This is a genomic window from Streptomyces sp. NBC_00572, assembly GCF_026341815.1.
GTDB lineage: Bacteria > Actinomycetota > Actinomycetes > Streptomycetales > Streptomycetaceae > Streptomyces.
Map to the genome: position 1 here is coordinate 703,755 of NZ_JAPENX010000002.1, position 23,413 is coordinate 727,167.

A 23,413-nucleotide genomic window follows, 5' to 3' on the forward strand; every position below is an offset into this window, starting at 1 on the left:
CGGTGCCGTTCCATTCGAGAGTGCCGTTCAAAGCGAGGCTCCTTCTCCGGGAAGGGCGCCGCGGGCGTGTCCGGGAAGAGCACCGCGCGCGTCCCCCGGCCGGGCGGCGCGTTCGTCCGAGACGATCTCGCCGTCCTTGAAGCGGACCCGACGCGGCAGCGAGTCCGCGATCTCGTTGTCGTGGGTGATCACACAGATGGTGGTGCCGGAGGCGTTCAGCTCGTGCAGCAGCTCCATGACGATCTCCCCCGAGGCGGTGTCGAGGGCGCCGGTCGGCTCGTCGGCGAGCAGCAGCCGGGGCTCGCCCACCAGGGCGCGGGCGATGGCCACGCGCTGCTTCTCGCCGCCGGACAGCTCGTTCGGCGTGTGCGCGTGGCGGTGGTCGAGGCGGACCCGGTCGAGCGCGTCCCGCGCCCGCGCCCGGCGTTCCCGCAGCGGCACGCCCGCGTACAGCAGCCCGTCGGCGACGTTGTCGACGGCGTCGCGCCCCGCCGCCAGGTGGAAGTGCTGGAAGACGAAGCCGATGTGGCGGGCGCGCAGTGCGGAGAGCCGGTTGTCGGAGAGGGCGGACACGTCGTACCCGGCGATCCGGACGGTGCCGCTGGTGGGCTTGTCGAGGGTGCCCATGACGTGGAGCATCGTGGACTTGCCGGAGCCCGAGGGCCCGACGACGGCGAGCAGTTCACCCTCGCCGACGGTCAGGTTCACTCCGCGCAGGGCGTGGACTCCACCGGGGTACGACTTGGTGGCGTCCCTCAGCTCCACGACGGGGACCGGGGGCTGGAGTGCCCTGACGGCGGCCGGAGTCATGAGGCCGCCATTCCGACCTTCAGGCCTTCCTTCACGTCCGGGCCGCTGACCTCGATCCGGCCGTCGGCGGTCATGCCCGTCTCCACCCGTATCGTCCTCGTGGTGGTGCCCTGGACGATCTGGAGGCCGTAGCCGCCGTTCTCGCCGCGGAGGGCGAGGACCGCCTCGACGGGGACCGCGAGGACTCCCTTGCGGGCCTCGCTGACGAACTTCACGCTGGCCGGCGCCCTGGAGTCCTCGCCGGACGCGGCGCGCGCCCCGCTGTCGAGGACGACCTCGACGACGATGCCTTCCTGCGCGCCCGCGCCGTCCCCGGAGCCGGTCTCCTCGGGGCGTACGGTTCCGGCGACGCGCCCGGCCACGGTCTTCCCACTGGGCAGGGTGACCTCCACCTTGGTGCCGGACGCCGTGAGCGCGCCGTCGGTCTGGTCCAGGTGGGCCCGGACGACGGGCTTGGTGGAGGCGATCGTCAGGACGGGTTCGCCGGGGCCGACCTGGTCGGCGAGCGCGGCGTCGACGGAGACGACCTTGACCTGGGCGGGCTGGAAGACGACGTCTCCCCTGCCGACCTTGCCGGTGGGCTCGCGGTTCAGGGACTTCTGCCACTGCTTGACGGCGGTCTCGGTGTCCCTGTCGTACCGCGTGTCGACGTAGAGCCCGGTGCCGTACCCCAAGTCGCGCAGGTTGCGCTCCAGTTGGAGTACGTCGCTGCCCCGGTCGCCCGACTTCATCTCGCGGAACATCGGGACGGGCCCGTAGAGCAGGGTGACGGGCTTGTCGTTCAGCTCGTACAGCGCCTGCCCCATGGTGAGCGTTCTGCCTTCGGAGGCTGCCACGGTGACGGTACCGTCGACGGCGGACTTGACGGGGCGGCGCTGGGCGAAGTCGAGCCGGCCGTCGACGGTCTTGGACTGGACGAGGTCGGTGCGTACGACGATCGCGGTGGCGGGCGGCAGATCGCCGCCCTTCCCGGACGCGGCGCCGTCGCCCCGGCCGTCGCCGAGGATGTCGACATCGGCGATGAACACGACTCCCCCGGTGACGGCGGCGGCCGTCACCGCGCCGAGCACGCGGAGGGCGGTGCGGCGCTTCACTGCATGCCGTCCAGACCGTCGAGCAGCTTCGTCTTGCACGCCTCGCGAGCCTGCTTGTACGCCGGCGAGTCGCCGTCGATGGTCGGGGAGGCGGGGTTCGGGTCGCCGCCCGGCTGGGCGTTGCCGCCGCTCATGGTCGGGTTGGTGAACCGGGAGACGCCGTTGTCGCGCATGCACTTGGCGTGCGCGAGCATCGACTCGTAGTCCTTCTGCTGGTCCCGCTTGGGCTCGGCCAGCATGGCCTTCTGGAGTTCGTCGACGCAGACACCGTTCTTGCCACCCTTGGCGGCCTCCATCTGGCCGGGCCGGGAGGAGATCTCCTCGACCTTCCCCCAGTCGAGGTGACCGCTGAGCTTGGGGTCCGGGAAGTCCTTGTAGCCGCCCTTGACGCGCATGCACCGGACGTAGGCCAGCTGGGCGTCGTAGAAGGCGCTCTTCCCGGCGGGCCGGGTGCTGGGGGTGCCGGCGTCGTCGGCGGACGGCGAGGCGGTGGTGGTCTCCGGCACGGAGGCGATGTCGTCGTTCTTCTGGGTTCCACGGGCGCTGTCGTCACCGCTGCCGCAGGCCGCGGAGAGGACGAGGACGGGGAGCGCGGCGAGGGCGGTGAGGCGCAGCCGGGCAGTGGCACGGGAGGTGGCACGGGAAGGTGTCTTCGGGCTCATGACCACCACCCTCGTCAGGCCACGTGATGGCGATTCCATGGCGACATGATGAGAACGTAACAATGCCCCCGACCTGCGCATCGACCCCTGCCGGGAGGACGGAGCGGCGCTCGCGGCACCCATAATCGACCGTATGCCGCATGTACTGCTGATCGAGGACGACGCGTCCGTACGGGACGGAATGGAGCTCGTGCTGCGCCGGCACGGGTACGACGTCGACACGGCGGCCACCGGTGAGGAGGCGCTCGCGCTGCTCGACGCCCCGGGCGGCGGCCAGGTCGAGCTGGCCGTCCTCGACCTGATGCTGCCGGGGATGAACGGCTTCGAGGTGTGCCGCCGCATCCGCGCCCGTACGACCACGCTTCCGGTGATCATGCTGACCGCGCGTGGGGACGACCACGACATCGTGACGGGCCTGGAGGCGGGCGCCGACGACTACGTGGTGAAGCCGGTCACCGCGCCCGTCCTGGAAGCCCGCATCCGGGCGGCCCTGCGGCGGGCGGAACCGGCCGGGCCGTCGCGGACCGGCGACGGCGACCTCGCGGGCCTGGTGATCGACCGCGCCGGTCTCACCGTCACCAAGTACGGTGTCACGATCCCGCTGCCGCCCACCGAACTGCGGCTGCTCCTGGAACTGTCGGCCTCCCCGGGCCGGGTGTTCAGCCGCGAGCAGCTCCTCGAATCGGTCTGGGACCACACGTTCCTCGGTGACTCCCGGCTGGTGGACGCCGCGGTCGGCCGACTGCGGGCCAAGCTGGAGGACGTACCGGCGAGGCCGCGCTACGTCCAGACGGTGCGGGGCTTCGGCTACCGCTTCGGACCGCTGTGAGCCGCGGAAAGGGCGCTGGGCTCACCGATACCGGCACCGGAACCGGCACTCGCACCGGAACCGATTCCGGCCCCGGCAATGGCAAGGGCAATGGCCCCGGCGGGCGTGGCGCGCCCCCGAAGCGGCGCTCCCGGCGGCTCGTCGGCGGGCTGCGGACCCGGCTCGTCGTGACGTTCGTCGTCGTCGCGCTCATCAGCGCGGTCACCGCGACCGCGCTCGCCTACCGGGACGCGCGCACCGCCGTCCTGCGGCGCGCCCAGGACGCCGCCGTGAACGACGTGCGGACGCGGGTCACCGCGGTCGCCGCCGACTTCGACCTGCCGCCCGACCAGCGGTCGCTCTCCCGGTTCGCGTCGAAGGTCTCGGACGGCCTCGGCGCCCGCATCGTGGTCGCCCGCTACCACGACCTCGCCGCGGTGTCCGATGCGCTCGCCGACACGGACGGCAGAATCACCGTCGAGCTGCGCACCGCCGTGCGGGCCGGGGACGGGACCCGGTTCCAGCGGGTGATGTGGCGGGGCGAGCCGTATCTGGTGGTCGGCATGCCCGTGACGTACGCGGACGGGGACCGCCGTTTCTCCGGATTGGAAGTCTTCGTGATCACCGATCTGCGGGCCGAACGCGACGACGCCGCCGCCCTGCTGGACTCGGTGCGGGCGGGCATCCTGCCGGTGGTGGTGCTGGCGGCCGTCCTGGCGTTGCTGGCCGCCGGAACGGTCCTCCGTCCCGTGCGGAAGCTGGGCCGGGCCACGCGCGGGCTCGCGGAGGGCGATCTCGGCAGCAGGGTCGCGGTCACGGGGCACGACGAGCTGGCCGACCTGGCACGGACGTTCAACGAGACGGCGGACGCCCTTCAGGCCTCCGACGCGCGGCTGCGCGAGCAGGAGGCGAAGGCGCGCCGCTTCGTGGCGGACGTGTCGCACGAACTGCGCACACCGCTGGCGGCGATGACGATGGTCGCGACCGTCCTGGAAGAGGACGCCGATCAGCTGCCGCCGGACGCGGCGCGGGCGGCCCGCACCGTGGGCGCGGAGACGGCACGGCTCTCGCGGCTCGTCGAGGACCTGATGGAGATCTCCCGCTTCGACGCGAACGCGGTCCGGCTGAACGCGGCGGAGACGGATCTCGCCGATACGGTACGGGCGTCGCTCGCGGTGCGCGGTTGGACGGACCGGGTGGGGGTCCACCTAGACGAAGGCGTACGGGCGGTGGTCGACCGGCGCCGCGTCGATGTGATCGTGGCCAACCTGGTGGGCAACGCACTGCGGCACGGAGCCCCGCCGGTCACCGTGACCCTCGGCACGACCACGGCAGCGGACGGGGAGTGGGTGACGGTGGAGGTCTCCGACCACGGCCCGGGGCTGCCGGCAGAGGCCCGGGAGCGGGTCTTCGACCGGTTCTACAAGGCGGACACGGCCCGCACGCGGAGTGCGGCCGACACCACCGGGCAGGGCAGCGGCCTCGGCACCGCGATCGCCCTGGAGAACGCGCGGCTGCACGGCGGCACGATCGACGTCGCGGAAGGACCTGAGGGCGGTGCCGTGTTCACCCTGCGGCTGCCCCTGCGGCGTACGGAAGAGGGAGCGGAGTGAAGGGTCGAGCGGGAGCGCTGCTCTGCGTCCTCGGGATCGCCCTGGTGGGGTGCGGTGTGCAGCCGACGGGGGTGATAGGGGCGGGCGAGCCGGCGACCGGGCTGACGCGGGGAGTCCGGCTGTACTTCGCGTCGGACAGCGGACTGCGGGGTGTGCCGGTGCTCGACAGGAAGGTCGAGAGCCTCAACGCGGTGGTGAAACTGCTCGCCGGCGGCCCTCCCCCGGCCGAACAGCGCGACGGCCTCACCAACCTGGTCCAGCTCGGCGGCTACAGGGTGACGGGCGAGGGCGACCGGGTCACGGTGCACCTGGAGGACCCGTACGCGGCGACGGGCCGCGACCAGGGCACGGGGCAGCTGGTGTGCACCCTGGCCCGCGCGCAGTCCGTGCTCGACCCGAAGGTCAGGGCCGACGACGTGAAGGTCACGCTCCACCAGCCGGAGGGCCCGGACCTCGGCCCGTACCGGTGCGCCGAGTTCCTCAACGGGTAGCGCGGACCGAGCCGGCGGCAGGTGCGTCGTGTCCTACCGCTTCACGGAGTGCGGCGCCTCCGCTCGCCACGCGAGAACTGGCCCACCGTCATGACGGCGAAGCCGACGAGGAGCAGGACCCAGCCGCTCAAGGCCCCCCACATCCGGATGTCCGGGTCGCCGGGCAGCATCTAGCTGTCCGCGCGGGACAGAGGGCCCACATCGCCCGCCTCGACAGGGGACACCGGACCGCCGTCGCGGGGGTCGGCCTTCAGGAGATCCAGCAGGCCGGTGATCTCGTAGTCGCCCTCCAGCGGATGTCGGAAGCGCATGCCGGAGGCCAGGCGGTAGCGGTTGCGCCGCCCCTCGCGTGTGTGCGTGAGGTACCCGGCGGCCTCCAGATCGGCGACGATCGCCTGCACCGTCCGCTCGGTCACCCCGCATGCGACGGCGACGTCGCGCAGACGTACATCGGCATCTCGGGCGATCACCACCAGCACTCGGGCGTGGTTCGTCAGGAAGGTCCACGACTGACGATCGCCTGAACTGTCACCCATGCACCCATTATGTGGCGATTCACTCATGAGTCGCAAGACCGGAAATTTTTCTCATGTGATTCTTGACGCATATGCGAGCAAAGGGGACCATAGGGAACGGAAAGACCGGGTTTGGCCGGCCCCTTGGGAGCACACCATGCATCCCCTTCCAGACCGCTCCACCGATCTCCGGACGCCCCTCGGCGACACCACCCCCGGGCGGCCCCCGACCGGGCCTGACGCGCAGATGACCGTGGAGGTCACACCGGGCGGCAGTGTCGTCGTCAGCGGTGAGATCGACCATGTCACCGCCCCCGACCTGTACCAGGACCTTGAGGCTGCGCTGCGTGCGCACCCGGAAGGCGTCACGCTCGACCTGGCGGCCGTCACCTTCTGCGACTGCGTCGGTCTGCGCGCCTTCGTGGCGGCTCGACACGGGCATCTGAAGGGCGGGCGCTGCCCGCTGGCCCTGGGACCCGTGAGCCCGCGGATGAGCCGCCTGCTCCAGCTGACCGGCACGGGGGCACTCTTCGCACCGCCGATCGCTCCGCGGCAGGCGGGCCAAGGGCGGCGAAGGGGCGCGGGTCGAAGGGGCGCGGGTCAGTGAAGGGGCAGCCGCACCTCGATCGTCTTGCCGCCCTCCGGCGGCAGACTCAGCCTGATCTCCTGTGCGAGCAGCTTGATCAGGGGCCAGCCGAAGCCGCCCTCCGCCAGGCCGGTGGCACGCTCCCTCCCGTGGGCGTCCGTGAGGTGCGGCAGCTCGCCGCTCGCGTCCGCGACGGTGATCGTCACCGCGCCCGGGTCGAGGTCCACGCCGAAGCCGGTGAGCCCGCCCCCGTGCCGCAGCGCGTTGGTCACCAGCTCGGACGTCACGAGCAGCGCGTCCCCGACGGCGGTGGTGGACGGCGGGCTCCCGTTCCCCGTCGCGGCCGCCCGGAGCGCTTCCGCCACCTGGGCGCGCGCCTCGGCGGCGTCATGCGGAACGAAGGGCCGGCGGTTCCTGTCCTGCGTGCGATGCCCTGCGGCCACTGTTCTTCCCACCCCGTCTCCGCTCCGTCCCACCCACTTCTCGCCCCCACCGTCTCCTCGACCCACCCTCTTCTCGTCCCCACCCTCTGCTCTCGTCCCTCACCAAGCCCCTGCCCCGACAATCCGTTCGCATTCCCCCGCCTCTCCCCCTCCGGCACCCACGCGGCCCGTGGGACGCGGGAGCGGGCATGAGGCCAGAGGGACCTCTCACGAGGAGCCTTCATGTCGAACAACGGCACCACCGTCCGGAGCAGCCGGTCCGTCCGCGACGATCCCCTCGGGGGGCCGCCCGGACTCCCGGAGATCGCGGACATGGCGGAGATCGCGGATCCCCTGGCGGTGAGCACCGCGGACGCCCGCACCCTCTCGGCGGCCCTGTTCACCCGGCTGCGGTCCCTTGGCGAGGGCACGGCCTCGTACTCGTACGTACGCAACACCCTGGTCGAACTGAACCTCAGCCTCGTCAAGTACGCGGCGACCCGGTTCCGCCGTTCCGGCGAGTCCTGGGAGGACATCGTCCAGGTCGGCACGGTCGGCCTGATCAAGGCGATCAACCGCTTCGACCCCGACCGGGGCAACGAGTTCATGTCCTTCGCCCTGCCGACCGTGCTCGGCGAGATACGGCGGCATCTGCGGGACACCAGCTGGAGCGTCCACGTACCGCGCCGTCTGCAGGAGCTGCGCCTGGACCTCGCGAAGGCCGGCGACGCCCTCGAACAGGAGCTGGGCCGCCCGCCGACGGCCGCGGAGCTCAGTGCCCACCTCCACATCACCGAGGCCGAACTGCGCGAGGGGCGGATCGCCGCGAACGGGTTCACCAGCCGCTCGCTCGACGTTCCCGTGGACGACGAGGACGGCGGGCCGGGGATGCTCGCGCGCCGCCTCGGCACCGACGACGACTCCTTCGAGAAGATCGAGAACCTGGAAGCGCTCAAGCCGCTCGTCGCCGCCCTCTCCGCGCGCGACCGGACGATCCTGGCGCTGCGGTTCGGCGACGAGCTGACCCAGGCGGAGATAGGCGAGCGGCTCGGCCTCTCGCAGATGCACGTGTCCCGACTCCTCAGTCGCATCCTGGGCGGTCTGCGTACGGGCTTGATGGCGGATGACCCACCGAAGACACCTGCGGTCGCGATATGAGCGGACCGGGGAGCAGTCGACCGCTACGGTGCCGTTCCCGCGTCACCGGCCGTGGGGTCCGCCGAGGGAACCAGGCGCCGGGGAGTCGCCCCGCCGCGGCCCTGACGCGCCGCGGCCCGCCGCCCTGGGGGCAGCGGTCCGTCGAGTCGCCGCCGGGACCGGTGTCGCCACCTCCATCCAGAAGGACTTGCCGTCTTCCCCGGGCACGGATCCCCACGCGCGCGCGAGACGGTCGATCACGATCAGGCCGTTGCCACCCGGCTGTCCCGGCGCGCCCCGGGGCCGGAAACCGGGAATCCGGCTGCTCCGGTCGCTCACCTCGATCCGCAGGTCCCCCGCGGGACCGGGCGCCGCGTCGGACTCCGCTCCGGTGCCCCGCGGTTCTGTGGGAGCGAGCCGGATCACCAGCTCCGTCGGCCCCCCGGCGTGGAGGCAGGCGTTGGTCACCGCTTCCGACACCACCAGGAGTACGTCCTCGATCGCGAGGTCCCGCTCCTCCGCGGTGAGCCCCGTGGCCTCCGGAGGGCCGGGCCAGTCCCAGTCGGTGAGCGCCACGCGGCAGAAGTCACGGCACCGTGCGACCACGGACTCCGGGCTCCGCAGGACGAGCCGTCTGATCTGGCCCCTGGACCGGACCGGTTCGCTCATCCCCGCCTCCACCGTGCCCGGTGTCGCGCGGCGCTCACGAGCGCCTCCCTTCGCTCAGGTCCCCGGGCAGCTCGGCGTACACCGTGAACACCGCCACGACTCCGGTGATGTCGAACACCCGGTCGACGGGCGGGCGCAGCGCGGCGAGCTCCAGCGCGCTGCCCGCTTCCCGTGCGTCCAGTCGCGTCGTCAGCAGCAGATTGAGCCCGGTCGAGTCGCAGAAGGTCAGCCGTTCGCAGTCCACGACGATCCGCTCGGGGCGCCGTCCCAGGGCCTCGGTCAGCGCCGTGCGCAGCGGCTCCTGGGTGTCGCGGTCGAGCTCCCCCGCCACCGTGACGACGGCCGTGGCGCCGCTCCACCGGACAGCGGCCGTCAGGCGGGGGCCGACAAGCCCGGCGTCGCCCGTCCCCGTCGCATCCCTTGGCATCCGGCACTCCGGTTCCCGTCGGCGCAGAATTGCGAGCTGAGGCCGACGATACGCCGGGGCCTCCGGGCGCGGCGAGCGGAAGCCGTCCGGCGGCGGAGAGGGGCGGGTGGTGTTCGCCGTGCGGGTTCTCGTGTGATGCGACGAAGAGCCGCCGGGGTACGGATGTGACCGGGCAGGCCGGGCAGACGCGGCGTACGGCCCTCCGCGCCACGCGGGCCCTCGGACCGGAAGGTGAGGCGGATGACTGACCGCGGCACCGGGCGGGGACGCGAGCGGGGGAAGGAGGAACGCCCGGACGGGCCGGGTGGACGCGGGACCAGGCGGGGGCGCGAGGAGACCGCGGACGAACGCGCCGACCGGCAGTGGCAGGACCTCATGCAGGAGATCCGGGTGGTCCAGACGGGTGTCCAGATCCTCCTCGGCTTCCTGCTGACCGTCGTCTTCACCCCGCGGTACGAGAGCCTCGGTCCGGGCGACAAGGCGATCTACGTCCTGACCGTGGTCCTCGGATCGCTGGCGACCGGCGCGCTCATCGGACCGGTGTCCTTCCACCGCCTCGTGGCGGGGCGGCGGATCAAACCGCAGGCGGTCGCCTGGGCGTCCCGGCTGACCTTCATCGGGATCCTTCTCCTGGTCGCCACCCTCACCAGCGCGCTCGTCCTCATCCTCCGCGTGGCCACCGACAACGCGATCGTTCCCTGGCTCGTGGCCGGGGTCCTGGCCTGGTACCTGCTGTGCTGGTTCGCCCTGCCGCTGTGGGCCCGGCGCCGGCACACCGCGAAGCGAAGGGAGTGACGGGAGGAGCGGCGGGTAGCCGCACGGAGGAGACGCCCGGACCACGCGGGAAGGAGCACGTCATGCCTCGCGGATCCAGCCCGAAACGGGAACGGCAGTACGAGCACATCAAGGAGAGCGCGGAACAGCGCGGCGAGAGCGAGAAGCGCGCCAGGGAGATCGCCGCCCGCACCGTGAACAAGGAACGGGCCCGGCACGGCGAGTCCAAGACGGCCGGCCGGCTGTCCCTGGAGGACATGTCCTCCGGTGAGCGCGGCGGCCGGCGCTCCCACAGCGGTGCCCGGGGGCGTACGTACGACCAGCTCTACGAGGAGGCCAGACGCCGCGGCATCGACGGCCGCTCGAAGATGAACAAGGCGCAGCTCCGGCGCGCCCTCGGCGGTGGCTGAGCCGGCCTCCCGGGATCAGGCGTCCTGGATACGCCGGAAGGGGCGGTCCGCCTCCAGCGCGAACGCGACGTCGAGGAGGGTCCGTTCGCTGCCGGGGCGGCCGGAGAACATGACGCCGATGGGCAGCCCGTCATCTGTCGCGCTCGTGGCCGGTACCGAGATCGACGGCGTCCCGACGACGTTGTTGACCGGGGTGAAGGCGACGTACGCGAGGATCCGCTCGATCAGTGTCGCGTACGGCACGGTCGGGCTGAGGTGACCGATCTCCGGCGTGGTGTGCGCCAGTATGGGCGTGAGGACGAGGTCGAGGCCTCGGAAGGCCGCCGCGTACGCCTCCCTCGTCCGCTTCAGGCGCCGCAGGACGCCCGGCGTGCGCCGCCAGCTCTTCAGATAGTCCTCGCGCAGCCCCCGGCTGAGGCCGTCCATCCGGTGGCGGTCGAAGTCGGCGCCGAAGGTCCGGCCCGTGACGCCGAGGAGGAACGACAGCAGGCCCCAGTACGTGAGGAAGTCGTCGGTGAAGCGGGGGTCGAGGTGCAGTTCCACCGGCTCCACGGTGTGGCCGAGCCGTTCGAGCGTCGCGACGGTGTCCGTGACGGCCGTCCGGGTCGCGGTGTCGGCGCGGACGCCGTTCGGGGAGTCGAGCAGGAATCCGATGCGCAGGCGCCGGTCCGAGGGGCCTTCGACCAGGCCGAGCGGCGGCAGCTTCGGGTTGCGCCAGTGGGTCTCGGCGGCGGCGAGGAACGCGGCGGTGTCCCGTACCGACCGGCTCACGATGCCGTCGGAGACGATGTCGAGGGGCAGTTGGCGGCTCTGGGCGTTCGTCACGACCCGGCCGCGGGTCGGCTTGAGACCGACGAGTCCGCAGCAGGCGGCGGGAATGCGGATCGATCCGCCGCCGTCGTTGGCGTGGGCGATCGGCACCGCCCCGGCCGCGACGAGCGCCGCGCTGCCGCCGGACGAACCGCCCGCCGAGTAGCCGGTGTTCCACGGGTTGCGGACCGGTTCGGCGCCCTCGTACTCGGTGGCCGGGCTGAATCCGAACTCGGGCAGCCGGGTCTTGCCGAGGACGGTGACTCCGCTGCTCAGGAGCTGCCGGGCGAAGGGCGCGTGACGCCGCGCGACCCGCGGGGTGAAGGCCGCGCTGCCGTGGCCGGTGGGCAGGCCCAGGTAGTCGGTGTTGTCCTTGACGAAGGTCGGCACTCCGGCGAAGGCACCGCCGCCCGGCCCGGCGGCGGGTACGGGGGAATCGATGTGTACCTGGACCGCGTGGAGCCGCTCCTCGACCTCCCGTACGCGCGCGGCCGCGTCCCGGGCGACCTCGGCGGCGCCGACCTCGCCCCGCCGTATCGCCGCGGCGAGCCCGACGGCGTCGTGCTCCCCCAGCGCGTCGTCCCGGAATGCGTGGACCGTGGCCCGTTCCTCGAAAGTCGTCACCGTTACCTCAGCCCCCGGCCGTTTGGATGGTTGGCCGCCAGCATGCCCTACCAACCAGTAACACGCGAGGGGTCGGGCCAGGTGGAGCCTTCCGGCGGCTCCCGAGCCGAAGCGAGGGCCGCCTGGACAGCCGCCCCCCTTCGACGTGCAGCTGAACGGCTGCCGCTGGAGACCGGCGAACCCCTGCCGACCGCCTGAGGACCGGAGAACCTGAGGACCGGACGCCGGGACCGGACGCAGAGCAAAGAGAAAGGCAAGGAGGTAGTTCCTCTCCTTGCCACTCTCAAGATATAGCGCACGGGGGGCCTTGCGGCAAGGCCCCCGTCGTGGGGCAGAATCTCCAGCCGTAGCCAGTGACCTGCGTAAATCTGTTGTCCGCACGGTACTTGTGCTCGTGGCGGCGTCGAGATCCCGCGACGGGCGGCTGGCTGGATGCGATCTATGAAACGGGGCGGTTCTCATGTTTGACGTGATCGTTGTCGGCAGCGGTCCGACCGGCTTGATGCTGGCCGGCGAACTGCGGCTGCACGGCGTGCACGTGCTCGTACTGGACAAGGAGGCGGAACCGACCCTGCAGTCGCGCGCTCAGGGCCTGCACGTCCGCAGCATCGAGGTGATGGCCCAGCGCGGTCTGCTCGAACGGTTCCTCGCGCTCGGGAAGCAGGTCACGGCCGGCGGCTTCTTCGCCGGTCTCGGCACCTCGTGGCCCGACCGGCTCGACACGGCGCATTCGTACGTCCTCGGCATCCCGCAGACCGTCAGCGATCGCCTGCTGGCCGAGCACGCCGTAGAGGTCGGCGCCGAGATCCGGCGCGGCCGGGAGCTGGTCGGGCTGAACCAGGACGAGGACGGCGTGACCGTCGAACTGGCCGACGGCGAGCAGCTGCGCGCGCGGTACGTCGTGGGCTGCGACGGTGGCCGGAGCACGGTCCGGAAGCTGCTCGGTGTCGCCTTCCCCGGCGAGCCCTCCCGGGTCGAGACGCTGCTCGGTGCGATGGAAGTGAGCGTATCGCCCGAGGAGTTGGCGGAGGTCGTGGCCGAAGTCCGCAAGACCCAGCAGCGGTTCGGGGCCATGCCCATGGGCGACGGGCTCTACCGCGTCGTCGTGCCGGCCGAGGGGGTGGCCGAGGACCGTACGGCCCCGCCGTCCCTCGACGAGTTCAAGGAGCAGCTGCGGGCGTTCGCCGGCACGGACTTCGGTGTGCACTCGCCGCGCTGGCTGTCCCGCTTCGGCGACGCCACCCGGCAGGCCGAGCGCTACCGGGTCGACCGGGTGTTCCTCGCGGGCGACGCGGCGCACATCCACCCGCCGACCGGCGGGCAGGGGTTCAACCTCGGTGTCCAGGACGCGTTCAACCTGGGCTGGAAGCTGGCCGCCGCGATCGACGGCTGGGCACCGGAGGGACTCCTCGACAGCTACCACACCGAGCGGCACCCGGTGGGCGCCGCCGTCCTGGACAACACCCGTGCGCAGATCCAGCTGATGTCGACCGAGCCGGGCGCCCTGGCGGTGCGCCGACTGCTCGCGGAGCTGGTGGAGTTCGAGAACGTCAACCGGTACCTGATCGAGAAGATCACGGCGATCTCGGTCCGCTACGACTTCGGCGACGGGCACGAACTCCTGGGCCGGCGGATGCGGGACCTGGAACTGAAGCAGGGGCGCCTCTACGAGCGGATGCACGAGGGCCGCGGACTGCTCCTCGACCAGACCGGCCGGCTCTCGGTCGACGGCTGGGCCGACCGGGTCGACCACGTGGTCGACGTGAGCGAGGAACTGGACGTACCCGCAGTGCTGTTGCGTCCGGACGGCCATGTGGCGTGGGTCGGTGAGGACCAGCAGGACCTGATCGCGCACCTGCCCACGTGGTTCGGCACCGCGAAGGGCTGAGCGGGCGGAGCGTGCCCGGGACCCCCGGGGAGGCGGGTGAGCCACGCGTGATCAGGTGGCGGCCGGGCCTCCTCGGGGCGCTCCTGCCGAACCCGTTGGGCCGTGGTCGAGGGGGCCTGCGCCCCCCTCCGGGTGCGACGGCCGAGAAGCGACGTCCTCCGGCCGGTGCCACCGGTGCAGAATGGCGGCATGACCTTGAAGATCACCCCCGTGCGGGTGTTGCGCACCGGCGAGGTACCGGAGTCGGCCGTGCTGCCCGTCGCCGACGGGACGGTGACGCTCTGGCGGCTGCCGGTGGCGGAGGATCCCGGCGCGCCCGCCCTCCTGGACGCCGAGGAACGGCAACGGTGGAAGGCACTGATACGGGAGGACCACCGGACGCGGTACCTCGCCGCGCACGGGGGGTTGCGGCGGCTGCTCGGGCAGTACCTGGGGATGCGGGCGGACGAGGTCGTGTTCGTCAGGGAGGACTGTCCCCTCTGCGCCGCCCCGCACGGACGGCCGGCCGTACGGGGCGGCGGGGTTCACTTCTCGCTCTCGCACAGCGAGGACCTGATTCTCGTCGGGCTCGCCGCGACGCCCGTGGGTGTGGACGTCGAGGCGCATCCGAAGGCCGAGGTGTCGGCCCTCGTGGCGGACAGCCTGCACCCGCGGGAGCGGGAGGAGTTCGCCCGGCTGCCCCTGGAGGCCCGGCCGGCGGCCTTCGCCCGGTGCTGGGTACGCAAGGAGGCCTACCTCAAGGGCACGGGAGAAGGGCTGGCCGGCGGGCTCGACCGCACCTACCTGGGACTGGGCCCTGAGCCGGCCGCGATACCCGGCTGGTCGCTGGCCGACGTGAGCGTCGCGCCCTCCTACGAGGCGGCCGTCGCCGTCGCACAGCAGTGACCAGAAGCGGCTTCCGCAGGCCAGACCCCCGGCCGGAGGGCCTCCCGGACGCCGCGGCGCAACACGGCGTCCGAGCCGCGCCGGCCGATCGCCGTGGCGCCTTCCCCGCTTGACCTTGACACGGTGACAAGGTCTTCACTGCGGGCAAGGAGGTGGTCCCGATGACCATGGCGAAACAGGACACGGACGCGACGCGGGCACTCCAGGGCCTTGAGGACGGCCGCTCGTCGGTGCGGCTGCGGGCGGCACTGGCGGCCGGCACGAACCCGGACCCGCGGTTCGTCGACAAGCTCATCGAGCGCTGCGCGATCGAGCCCGAGTTCTCGGTGCGCGAGACGCTCACATGGGCGCTCACCCGTCACTCGCCGTCCCTCACGGTCCCGGAGCTTGTCGACGAGGTCCGCTCGGAGCGGACGCAGGCACGGAGCCAGGCCTTGCACACGCTGTCCAAGATCGGGGACCGGCGGGCCTGGCCGGCGATCACCAGGACGCTGCTGTCCGACGCCGACGACGAGGTGGCGCGGAGCGCCTGGCGGGCGGCGGTCGTCCTCGTACCCGAGGGTGAAGAGGCCGCGCTGGCCGGAGTGTTGGCGACGCAGCTCGGTCGCGGCGGGCGGGAGACGCAGTTGAGCCTCAGCCGGGCGCTGATCGCGCTCGGCGAGGTGATCCTGACGACGCTGCGCACGGCGGCGACGGATCCCGCGCCTCGTGTGCGTCAGCACGCGATCGCGACGGAGCGGCTGTGGCGCGACCCGGATGCGGGATTCGAGTTCGCGGTCGAGGAGGCGAAGCGCGTCGTCGCCCTCGGCGGGAGGGGCCAGGAGGGCGGCTAGGGCATGTTGATCGGTGATGTGGCACGGCGGTCGGGGGTCAGCGCCCGCATGCTCCGGCACTACGAGAAGCTCGGACTGGTGCGTCCGACGGGCCGTACCGGGGCCGGCTATCGCGAGTACTCCGGCGAGGACATCCGGAGGATCTTCCACATCGAGAGCCTGCGGTCCTTGGGGCTGTCGCTGCGTGAGGTCGGGTTCGCACTGGACGACCCCGGCTTCACGCCCACGGAGCTCGTCGACGACCTCATCGGCCGGACGCGAGAACGCATCGCGGCCGAGACGGCGCTGCTCACCCGGCTCCGCCGGATCGGCGCCGCGGAACCGGCCGGCTGGGAGGACGTCCTCCAGACCGTCGCACTCCTCCATGCGCTGGGGTCGGAGAGCGCCGGGAAGCGGCAGCGCGCGGCCCTGTCCTCGGCGTCCTCGGCCGAAGAGCTACCGGTACCGGTGGAAGCGCTGGTCGAGGCGGCGCTGGGCGAGACGGACCCGAACGTCGCCGGAGCCCTCCGCTGGGCTCTGGCACGTTCGGGCGACGGCGGCTCGATCGCGCTGCTGGCGGAGGGCCTCGGCTCACCGGTCGCCGACGTGCGGGAGCGTGCCGTCCGGGCCATCGCCGAGATTCCGGACGACGAGGCAACGGCACTGCTGCGGGTGGCGCTCACGGACACCGACGTCGTGGTCCGCGGGCGGGCGGCTCTCGCGCTCGGGGTACGCGGGGCGGCCGAGGCCGTTCCGACGCTCATCGACATGGTCGTCGAGGAGACGCATGACGTCGACGCGGCGGACGCCCTGAGCGCTCTGGCGAGCGGTCCCGAGGAGGCGGACCGGATCGCCACCGGACTCGTCGACCGCCTGGCCCGCAGCACCGCCGAACCGTCCGCACGTCGACGGCTGACGCAGGCGCTCGCGGACATCCCTGGCGAGGTGGCGTCCCGCGCCCTCGCGGACCTGACACACGACGAAGACCGCGCAGTCGCGCTCACGGCGGGCTACATCCTCACACTGCGCGAGGCGCGATAGCGGACCCCTCCCCCGCCTACTTCGTGACGTCCTTGACGAACACGATGCCGTCGGTGGCCGCCAAGTGAGCTGGGTCCAGCGGGGAGTAGCCGAACCAAGGGGACACCCGGGGCTCGGGACGGGTGTCGCCGAGGGCGGTGGTCAGGTGGCGGGTGTCGATGACGTAGCGGTTCTCCGGGAGTGCGTACAGGGTGCCTTCCAGGGTGGTCGGTGGCGGAGTGTCCACTCCCTGGTGGCCGAGGGTGCCGAGGACCGTGGCCAGGAAGGCGTAGCCCTCGCCCAGACGGGCGTTCACGATCGCGCCGGCGCCCCACCATTCCACCGGCAGGCCGCCCATCCGCATCGTGCTCTTGTTCCGCTGGAGGTGGCCGTTGTGGGCGTGGGCCAGTGCCGGGGCGCGGTCGGCGACGGCGAGGAGGTTGTCGGCCATCATCTGGTCCCGCAGGCCCACTAGGCGGGTGATGCGGCTCGGTGAGGTGTCGGCCATCCAGTGGTGGTAGCGCAGGAGGCCGGTGGCGGTGCGCCCGTAGAGACGTGCCCGGTCCCGGTCCTCCCGCGAGCTCGTCGTGAGCAGGTGCGGGGTCTGCGCGTCGAGCAAGGCCACCAGGTCGTCGGCGATGAGCCGCAGCTTCCCCGCCTCGGCCGACTGCCCCACCGACTGGGACGGGTCCCTCATGGCAGCGGGATGGGTCCACCGGTCGTCTGCGCCGAGCAGCTCGTCGAGCTCTTCGGCGGTGCAGGGGAACAGCCCCGCGTCCACCCGTGCCGAGAGGTAGCCGTGGAGTGCGGTGAGGACCTGGCGGGGGCTCGCGGCGCCGGTGATCTCCAGCGGGCCGTCGAATCCCGCGAAGCGGAGCCGGTCGGACGCGGGGCGGCCCTCGTTGAAGGCGCGCATCCAGCGCACGAGCTCCCGGTTGGCCGCGGACGCGCCCCAACCGTGGCTGAATCCGTGCTCCATGACGTCGTCGAGGGTGCCGGTGCCCGTGGTGACGTAGTCGTCCACGAGCAGGCCCATGACACAGTCGCTCTCGATCGTGATCGTCCGGTAGCCCTCCTGCTCGACGAGCTGCCGGAAGAGTTCGTTGCGTACGTCGAGCAGCATGTCCTCGCCGTGGGTGGGCTCGCCCAGGGCGAGCAGCCGCGGCCTGGTCGGGAGCAGCCTCATGACGGCGGCTGCCTCGACGGCATGGGCGATGTCTTCGATGTCGGTAGCCATGCCTTCAACGGTATCGTTGAAGGCTCGGTTGAAACTTCTGCGTGGTATTGGCGGAGCCATGGGACGAAACCTTCAAAGCGGTGGTCGGCTCAGGCCGGTCGATCTGGCGCGCGAGCACGGCCTTTCCACGCAGGCGGTCAGGAATTACGAGGAGGCCGGCATCCTCCCGGCCGCCGCGCGCACGCCCCACGGCTACCGCACCTACACCTCGTTGCACGCGGGCGCGTTGCGCGCGTTCCTCGCCCTGCTGCCCGGCCACAGCCATCCGACGGCGACGTCGATCATGCGGGCGGTGAACGAGGGCGCGGCGGAGGAGGCGTTCCGCCTCATCGACGAGAGCCATGTGCAGCTCCTCGACGACCGCCGGACCCTCCAGGCCGTGGAGAACGCGCTCCGCGACCTGACGCCCACCACGGCGTCCGAGCCCGGTGCGGGGTCGGATCCGGCCTTGGTGTCCGGGCCGGGCGGTACGTTCATCGGGCCGCTGGCGGGGAAGCTCGGCATCCGGCCGGCGACGCTGCGCGCCTGGGAGCGTGCCGGGCTCGTGCGTCCGCGCCGTGATCCGGTGACCGGGTACCGCGTCTACGACGAGGCGGACGTACGGGACGTACGGCTGGCCCACCAACTCCGGCGCGGCGGCTATCTGTTGGAGCAGATCGCCCCGCTGATCACCCAGGTGCGGGCGGCCGGCGGGCTGGAGCCGCTGGAGGCCGCACTGGGCGACTGGCGGGGCCGGCTGTCCGCTCGGGGGCGGGCGATGCTGACCGGGGCGGCCGAGCTGGAGGCGTATCTGCGCGAGCGCGGCTGAGACCGCTCCCGCCGACCGAGCAGGAGGAGCGGCAGACGCGGGCGCCGATTTCAGGAGCCGGTCTCCATGCCGCCCTCCGTGGGCGTTCCACCGCCACCACTGCCGCCGTCTCCACCTTGGCCGCCACCACCTCCGTCGCTGTCGCCTCCGTCGGCGACATAGCGGCGCAGGCCCGCGAGGGTCACTTCCTCCAGGCTGGCCGCGAAGATCCTGCCCGGGCGTGCGGGCACGGGGAGCATCGAGGGGACGACCAGGACGGTGCAGCCCGCCGCGTCGGCCGAGGCCGCGCCGTCCGGGGAGTCCTCGACGGCCACACAGGCCGCGTCCGGTACGCCGAGGCGCCGGGCGGCCGCGCGGTACGGGTCCGGGTGCGGCTTCGTCCGTACGGTGTCGTCGGCCGAGAGGGTGAAGGCGAAGGGGACGTGCGCGAGCGCGCCTCCGATCACCGAGTCGACCACCGACCGCGGCGATGCGCTCACCAGGGCGAACGGCACTCCTTCCGCCGCGAGTTCGGCCAGGAGTCGCCCCGCGCCGGGGCGCATCGGCGCGCCTCGGTCGACCCGCTCCTGGAAGGCGGCGGTCAGTGCCGTCGCCACGCCGTCCGCGTCGGCTGTGCCGGTGACGCGTACGAGGTGGGCGGCTGTGTCCTCGACGGCGCGTCCGACGACCTCGGGTGCGTCGGCGTCCGTCAGCCGGTGGCCGATCCGTGCGGCGATCTCCACCGTGGCGTCCCACCAGAGGACCTCGGTGTCGACCAGGGTGCCGTCCATGTCGAAGAGGACGGCGGCGAGTTCGGTCACCGCTCCGCCCTCGGCGCGACGAGCGCGGGGTGCGGCGCGAGGCCGAGGGTGACCCGGGAGCCGGGGGCGAGGGTGGTCGCCTCCCGGGACGACAGGTCCGCCTTGACGCGCGTACCGGCGTGGTCGAGGTGGACGCGGGTGACGGAGCCCAGGAAGGAGGTGGAGACGACGGTCGCGTCGCCGTCGGGCGCCTCGGTGACGGTGACGTTTTCGGGGCGGACCAGGACGTCGACCTCGCGGAGATTCGGCGCCTCGCCGTCGACGGGCAGCCGGGTGCCGGCGACCTCGACCTGGCCGGAGTCCGTCAGGACGCCCGGGAGCCGGTTCATGGTGCCGACGAACTCGGCGACGAACGGGGTCGCCGGGCGGCGGTAGAGCTCGGCCGGGGCGGCGCACTGCTCCAGCCTCCCCGCGTTGAGGACGGCGACGCGGTCCGCCATGGACAGCGCCTCCTCCTGGTCGTGGGTGACGAAGACCGTGGTGATGCCGAGGGAGAGCTGGAGGCGGCGGATCTCCTCCCGCAGGCTGAGCCGGACCTTGGCGTCGAGCGCGGACAGCGGTTCGTCGAGGAGCAGGACGCGGGGCCGCAGGGCGAGCGCCCGGGCCAGCGCCACGCGCTGCTGCTGACCGCCGGACATCTGATGGGGGTAGCGGTCGCCGTGCTGGGGCAGTCCGACGAGGTCGAGCAACTCGGCGGCGCGGGCACGCCGTTCGGCCGTCCTGACCTTCCGTACGCGCAGGCCGAAGGCGACGTTGTCGGCGGCGGTCAGGTTGGGGAAGAGGCTGTACGACTGAAAGACCATGCCGGCGTCGCGGCGGTTGGCCGGGACCTGGGTGATGTCGGCGCCGTCGACGAGGACTTCGCCCGCGTCGGGTCGCTCGAATCCGGCGAGGACGCGGAGCGCGGTGGTCTTGCCGCAGCCCGACGGGCCGAGCAGGGCCAGGAGTTCGCCGGGTTCGACGGTGAGGTCGAGGCCGTCGAGGGCGGTGGTGCTGCCGAACGTGCGGCGCAGGCCCCGGAATTCGACGCGGGCCCCGCCGACCGCGACGGGTTCCGTCCGGGCCGCTGTTGCTGTGGACGAGGACATGGGTCAGGACTCCTTGGGCGAGGTGCGGGATCCGCGGGAGGTACGGGCGGAGCGGGCGCTGCCGGGCGTGCTCGTCGGCGCCGTTCCGGCCCTGGACAGGGCGAGCAGCAGGAGCCAGGTGATGACCAGGCTGAGGAGGGAGACGGCCACCGACATCCGGGCGTGGGCCCCGGAGATGGAGACGATCCACACCGCGAAGGGCCGGAAGCCGAGCAGCGAGGCGATGGTGAACTCGCCGAGGACCAGGGCGAGGGTGAGGAAGGCGGCGCCCGCGAGCGAGGAGCGGAGGTTGGGCAGGATGACGCGGAACATCACGTACGGCCAGCTCGCCCCGCAGTTGCGGGCGGCCTCGACGAGGGTCGGGACGTCGACGGCGCGCAGTCCCGCGTCGAGGGAGCGGTACACGAACGGCAGGGCCATGACCGTGTATGCGAGGACCAGGACGAAGGGGAAGCTCTCGTTCTGCACCGCGAGGAAGGTCTGGTAGAGCGGGGTCCGCGAGAGGTGGTCTGGTCCCCAGCGCAGGACGGTGCTGATGCCGGTGACGAGCGCGATCGGCGGTACGACGAGCGGCAGCATGCACATCACCTCGACGACCGGTCGCAGCCGGGGCGCGCCGAGGCGTACGGCCACGAGGGCGGGCACGGCGAGCAGCAGGGCGAAGACGATGGTCGCGGCGGCGAGGCCGAGGGAGAGCAGCAGGCTCTCGGTGAAGCCGTCGGCGGCGAGCAGCGCGGTGTACGCCTCGAAGGAGATGCCCTGGCCGGGCGTGTGCACGGTGAAGACGAACGAGGCGATCAGCGGGATGAGGAAGTAGGCGCCGCCGAGGCCGAGGACGACTCCGCGCCAGACGCGGGGCCGACGACGGGTCCGCCTGCGGGCGGCCGGCGGGGCCGTGTCCGCGTTGTCCGTGCCGGGCTTCGGTGCGGCCTCCCGGGCGGTGGGGGTCATCGCAGCCATCGGGCGCTCCTGCGCTGGAGGGGGAGGTAGACGGCCATGACGAGTCCGGCGATCAGGATCATGTCGAGGCCGAGGGCGAGGGCGACGTTCTCCTGGCCGACGAGGACGTTCCCGGAGAGGGCGTCCGCGATCTTGAGGGTGACCAGGGGGACGGAGCCGCCGACGAGGGCCGCCGCGGTGGCGTGCGCGGCGAAGGCGCTGCCGAAGAGCAGCACGAAGCCGCCGAGCAGGGAGGGCGCGAGGACGGGGATGCCGACGTGGCGCCAGTACTGCCATCCGCCGGCGCCCGCGTTCTGCGCGGCTTCTCGCCACTGGGGCCGCAGTCCGTCGAGGGCGGGAAGGATCACCAGGACCATGAGCGGGATGAGGAAGTACAGGTAGACGACGGCGAGGCCGGTGAACGAGTACAGGTTCCAGCCGAGGCTGCTCAGGTCGGCGAGCTGGGTGACGACGCCCGAGATGCCGACGGTCGCGATGAACGCGAACGCGAGCGGGACGCCGCCGAAGTTGGCGAGGACGCCGGAGGCGGTCAGTACGGCGTTGCGCAGCGCCTGGGAACGGGAGGTGACCACGGCTTGGGCGATGAGGACGCCGAGGACCGAGGCGATGAGGGCGGTGAGGGCGGAGAGCTGCACGCTGCCGACGAGGGAGCCCAGGTATGGGCCCTGGAGCGAGCGGCTCAGGTGCTCGCCGGTCAGGGCGGTGGCGCCGGTGCCGGGGTCGGTGCGGGTCACGGCGCCGTACAGGAGGGCGCCGAGCGGCAGTCCGAAGCACAGTCCGGTGAAGGCGATCAGCGGGAGCGCGGCGAGCCAGGTGCGGGGGGCGCGCCGCCGGCGGCGGGTGCCGCCGGCGGTTCCCTTGACGGGGACGGTCCCCTCGGCGGGGGTGGAGGAGGCGGAGCGCATCAGGAGACGGCCTTGTCCCACTTCTCGGCGAGGGTGGCCTTGGCCTTGTCGAGCTCGGCGGAGGCCGGGAAGGCGGGGGTGCCGGTGACGGCGGGGAGCTTGGCGACGAAGGTCTTGTCGGCGGTGCCGTCGGTGGTCATGGCCGGGAGCAGCACCGGGCGGGCGTAGCCCTTGAGCCAGAGGTTCTGGCCCTCGGCGCTGTAGAGGTACTCCATCCAGAGGCGGGCGGCCGCGGGGTGCGGGGCCTCCTTGTTGATGGCCTGGGAGTAGAACTGGGCGTACACGCCGTCGGTGGGCACGGCGACCTGCCAGTCGACGCCCTTGTCCTTGAACTGGTCGGCGTAACCGGCGTTCAGGTAGTCCCAGTCGATGCTGATGGGCGTCTCGCCCTTCTCGACCGTGGCCGGGGTGGACTCGACGGGGATGAGGTTGCCGCTCTTCTTCAGCGTGCCGAAGAAGTCGATGCCGGGCTGGATGTCGGCGAAGGAGCCCTTGTTGGCGAGGGCGGCCGCGTACACGCCGCCGAAGGCCGAACCGGACTTGGTCGGGTTGCCGTTGAGGGCGACCTTGCCCTTGTACTCGGGCTTGAGCAGGTCGGCGAAGGTCTTGGGGCAGTTCGGGATGCGCTTGGCGTCGCAGCCGATGGAGACGTAGCCGCCGTAGTCGTTGTACCAGCGCCCGGCCTCGTCCTTCTGGGCGGCGGGGATCTTGTCCCAGGCCTCGACCTTGTACGGGGCGAAGAGGCCTTCCTCGGCGCCGCTGCGGGCGAAGGCGATGCCCAGGTCGAGGACGTCGGGGGCGCGCTTCTGGCCCTTGCGGGACTTGACGGCGGCGATCTCGTCGGCGCTCGCGGCGTCCGGGTTCTCGCTCTCGATCTTGATGCCGTACTTCGTCTCGAACGTCTTGATCAGTTCGCCGTAGTTGGCCCAGTCCGGCGGGAGCGCGATGACGTGGAGCGCGCCTTCCTCCTTGGCCGCCTTGACGAGGGCGTCCATGCCGCCGAAGTCCTTGGCGGACGCCGCGGTGGCCGCCTTCGCACCGTCGCCGGCGGCTCCGGCCGCGCCCTCGGGTGCGGCACCACAGGCGGTGACGGTGGTCAGGACGGCGGCGCCGAGCAGTACGGCGGCACCGCGGACGGGGGTTCTGCGCACGGGTTCT

At 72.3% G+C, this 23,413-nt stretch carries 27 protein-coding genes; 12 read left to right on the plus strand and 15 right to left on the minus strand.

Annotated features, from left to right (window positions below; all coding sequences use genetic code 11):
- Window positions 1-27: 27 nt before the first annotated feature.
- The 3 genes from OG514_RS35420 to OG514_RS35430 are packed head-to-tail and all read right to left on the minus strand — an operon-like array spanning window position 28 to window position 2,566.
- A complete protein-coding gene (locus OG514_RS35420) occupies window positions 28-810 on the minus strand; it encodes an ABC transporter ATP-binding protein (RefSeq protein ID WP_266901816.1) in 783 nt (260 codons plus the stop codon).
- A complete protein-coding gene (locus tag OG514_RS35425; RefSeq protein WP_266901818.1) occupies window positions 807-1,904 on the minus strand; it encodes a peptidoglycan-binding protein in 1,098 nt (365 codons plus the stop codon). The genes OG514_RS35420 and OG514_RS35425 overlap by 4 nt, the downstream gene beginning before the upstream one ends.
- Window positions 1,901-2,566, minus strand: a complete 666-nt coding sequence (locus tag OG514_RS35430; protein ID WP_266901820.1) for a hypothetical protein — start codon at window positions 2,564-2,566, stop codon at window positions 1,901-1,903. Before OG514_RS35430 ends, OG514_RS35425 begins: the two co-directional genes overlap by 4 nt.
- A gap of 133 nt (window positions 2,567-2,699) precedes the next feature.
- Here OG514_RS35430 and OG514_RS35435 point away from each other — a divergent pair, with 133 nt between their 5' ends.
- The 3 genes from OG514_RS35435 (at window position 2,700) to OG514_RS35445 (ending at window position 5,478) form a co-directional block, all read left to right on the plus strand.
- Entirely contained in the window at window positions 2,700-3,395 is a 696-nt protein-coding gene (locus OG514_RS35435) for a response regulator transcription factor (RefSeq protein ID WP_266901822.1), read from the plus strand.
- 149 nt (window positions 3,396-3,544) lie between these two features.
- Complete coding sequence (locus OG514_RS35440) at window positions 3,545-4,987, plus strand: HAMP domain-containing sensor histidine kinase (protein ID WP_266902301.1); 1,443 nt, start codon at window positions 3,545-3,547, stop codon at window positions 4,985-4,987.
- Window positions 4,984-5,478, plus strand: coding sequence for a hypothetical protein (locus OG514_RS35445; protein ID WP_266901824.1), 495 nt, complete (start codon window positions 4,984-4,986; stop codon window positions 5,476-5,478). Before OG514_RS35440 ends, OG514_RS35445 begins: the two co-directional genes overlap by 4 nt.
- Before the next feature lie 41 nt (window positions 5,479-5,519).
- Here OG514_RS35445 and OG514_RS35450 read toward each other — a convergent pair whose 3' ends face one another.
- Window positions 5,520-5,648, minus strand: coding sequence for a hypothetical protein (locus tag OG514_RS35450; RefSeq protein WP_266901826.1), 129 nt, complete (start codon window positions 5,646-5,648; stop codon window positions 5,520-5,522).
- Window positions 5,649-6,014, minus strand: coding sequence for a winged helix-turn-helix domain-containing protein (locus tag OG514_RS35455; protein WP_266901828.1), 366 nt, complete (start codon window positions 6,012-6,014; stop codon window positions 5,649-5,651). It lies immediately after the preceding gene.
- Between the two features lie 136 nt (window positions 6,015-6,150).
- Here OG514_RS35455 and OG514_RS35460 point away from each other — a divergent pair, with 136 nt between their 5' ends.
- Window positions 6,151-6,600, plus strand: a complete 450-nt coding sequence (locus OG514_RS35460; protein ID WP_266901830.1) for an STAS domain-containing protein — start codon at window positions 6,151-6,153, stop codon at window positions 6,598-6,600.
- Here the strand turns inward: OG514_RS35460 and OG514_RS35465 are convergent.
- Window positions 6,594-7,088 carry an ATP-binding protein gene (locus OG514_RS35465; protein WP_323181679.1) on the minus strand — a complete coding sequence of 165 codons (495 nt, stop codon included), beginning with the start codon at window positions 7,086-7,088 and terminating at the stop codon, window positions 6,594-6,596. The genes OG514_RS35460 and OG514_RS35465 overlap by 7 nt on opposite strands.
- Window positions 7,089-7,334: 246 nt before the next feature.
- Here OG514_RS35465 and OG514_RS35470 point away from each other — a divergent pair, with 246 nt between their 5' ends.
- On the plus strand, window positions 7,335-8,159 hold the full coding sequence (locus OG514_RS35470; protein ID WP_266902303.1) for a SigB/SigF/SigG family RNA polymerase sigma factor: 825 nt from the start codon (window positions 7,335-7,337) through the stop codon (window positions 8,157-8,159).
- A 42-nt stretch (window positions 8,160-8,201) separates the two neighbouring features.
- Here OG514_RS35470 and OG514_RS35475 read toward each other — a convergent pair whose 3' ends face one another.
- The gene (locus OG514_RS35475) at window positions 8,202-8,807 is read right to left on the minus strand and encodes an ATP-binding protein (protein WP_266901834.1); all 606 of its coding nucleotides are present in this window, start codon (window positions 8,805-8,807) and stop codon (window positions 8,202-8,204) included.
- 34 nt (window positions 8,808-8,841) lie between these two features.
- The gene (locus tag OG514_RS35480) at window positions 8,842-9,234 is read right to left on the minus strand and encodes an STAS domain-containing protein (RefSeq protein WP_266901836.1); all 393 of its coding nucleotides are present in this window, start codon (window positions 9,232-9,234) and stop codon (window positions 8,842-8,844) included.
- A gap of 240 nt (window positions 9,235-9,474) precedes the next feature.
- Between OG514_RS35480 and OG514_RS35485 the strand changes: the two genes are divergently transcribed.
- Both OG514_RS35485 and OG514_RS35490 read left to right on the plus strand, forming a co-directional pair.
- Entirely contained in the window at window positions 9,475-10,029 is a 555-nt protein-coding gene (locus OG514_RS35485; protein ID WP_266901838.1) for a DUF6328 family protein, read from the plus strand.
- Window positions 10,030-10,091: 62 nt separating this feature from the next.
- Window positions 10,092-10,418 (plus strand): plasmid stabilization protein, encoded by a 327-nt coding sequence (locus tag OG514_RS35490; RefSeq protein WP_266901840.1) that lies wholly within the window; start codon window positions 10,092-10,094, stop codon window positions 10,416-10,418.
- A 15-nt stretch (window positions 10,419-10,433) separates the two neighbouring features.
- Here OG514_RS35490 and OG514_RS35495 read toward each other — a convergent pair whose 3' ends face one another.
- On the minus strand, window positions 10,434-11,852 hold the full coding sequence (locus tag OG514_RS35495; protein WP_266901842.1) for an amidase: 1,419 nt from the start codon (window positions 11,850-11,852) through the stop codon (window positions 10,434-10,436).
- Window positions 11,853-12,312: 460 nt separating this feature from the next.
- Here OG514_RS35495 and rox point away from each other — a divergent pair, with 460 nt between their 5' ends.
- From rox to OG514_RS35515, 4 genes are all read left to right on the plus strand, one after another.
- Entirely contained in the window at window positions 12,313-13,740 is a 1,428-nt protein-coding gene (rox, locus tag OG514_RS35500) for a rifampin monooxygenase (RefSeq protein ID WP_266901844.1), read from the plus strand.
- A 189-nt stretch (window positions 13,741-13,929) separates the two neighbouring features.
- Window positions 13,930-14,625: a 4'-phosphopantetheinyl transferase superfamily protein gene (locus OG514_RS35505; protein ID WP_266901846.1), complete on the plus strand. Its 696-nt coding sequence runs from the start codon at window positions 13,930-13,932 to the stop codon at window positions 14,623-14,625.
- Between the two features lie 161 nt (window positions 14,626-14,786).
- On the plus strand, window positions 14,787-15,458 hold the full coding sequence (locus tag OG514_RS35510) for a HEAT repeat domain-containing protein (protein WP_266901848.1): 672 nt from the start codon (window positions 14,787-14,789) through the stop codon (window positions 15,456-15,458).
- A 3-nt stretch (window positions 15,459-15,461) separates the two neighbouring features.
- Entirely contained in the window at window positions 15,462-16,478 is a 1,017-nt protein-coding gene (locus OG514_RS35515) for a HEAT repeat domain-containing protein (protein WP_266901850.1), read from the plus strand.
- 16 nt (window positions 16,479-16,494) lie between these two features.
- On the opposite strand, the gene OG514_RS35520 is transcribed toward OG514_RS35515, so the two are convergent.
- A complete protein-coding gene (locus OG514_RS35520) occupies window positions 16,495-17,694 on the minus strand; it encodes an erythromycin esterase family protein (RefSeq protein WP_266901852.1) in 1,200 nt (399 codons plus the stop codon).
- 58 nt (window positions 17,695-17,752) lie between these two features.
- On the opposite strand from OG514_RS35520, the gene OG514_RS35525 reads away from it, so the two are divergent.
- Complete coding sequence (locus OG514_RS35525; protein WP_266901854.1) at window positions 17,753-18,502, plus strand: TioE family transcriptional regulator; 750 nt, start codon at window positions 17,753-17,755, stop codon at window positions 18,500-18,502.
- 50 nt (window positions 18,503-18,552) lie between these two features.
- On the opposite strand, the gene OG514_RS35530 is transcribed toward OG514_RS35525, so the two are convergent.
- From OG514_RS35530 to OG514_RS35550, 5 genes are read right to left on the minus strand one after another with little or no spacing between them, the layout of a single operon-like run.
- Window positions 18,553-19,302, minus strand: a complete 750-nt coding sequence (locus OG514_RS35530; protein WP_266901856.1) for an HAD family phosphatase — start codon at window positions 19,300-19,302, stop codon at window positions 18,553-18,555.
- Window positions 19,299-20,390 (minus strand): ABC transporter ATP-binding protein, encoded by a 1,092-nt coding sequence (locus OG514_RS35535; protein WP_266901858.1) that lies wholly within the window; start codon window positions 20,388-20,390, stop codon window positions 19,299-19,301. The genes OG514_RS35530 and OG514_RS35535 overlap by 4 nt, the downstream gene beginning before the upstream one ends.
- Before the next feature lie 3 nt (window positions 20,391-20,393).
- Window positions 20,394-21,350 carry an ABC transporter permease gene (locus OG514_RS35540; RefSeq protein ID WP_266901860.1) on the minus strand — a complete coding sequence of 319 codons (957 nt, stop codon included), beginning with the start codon at window positions 21,348-21,350 and terminating at the stop codon, window positions 20,394-20,396.
- A complete protein-coding gene (locus OG514_RS35545) occupies window positions 21,338-22,255 on the minus strand; it encodes an ABC transporter permease subunit (protein ID WP_266901862.1) in 918 nt (305 codons plus the stop codon). The genes OG514_RS35540 and OG514_RS35545 overlap by 13 nt, the downstream gene beginning before the upstream one ends.
- Window positions 22,255-23,373: an ABC transporter substrate-binding protein gene (locus OG514_RS35550; RefSeq protein ID WP_266902305.1), complete on the minus strand. Its 1,119-nt coding sequence runs from the start codon at window positions 23,371-23,373 to the stop codon at window positions 22,255-22,257. Before OG514_RS35550 ends, OG514_RS35545 begins: the two co-directional genes overlap by 1 nt.
- Window positions 23,374-23,413 lie beyond the last annotated feature (40 nt).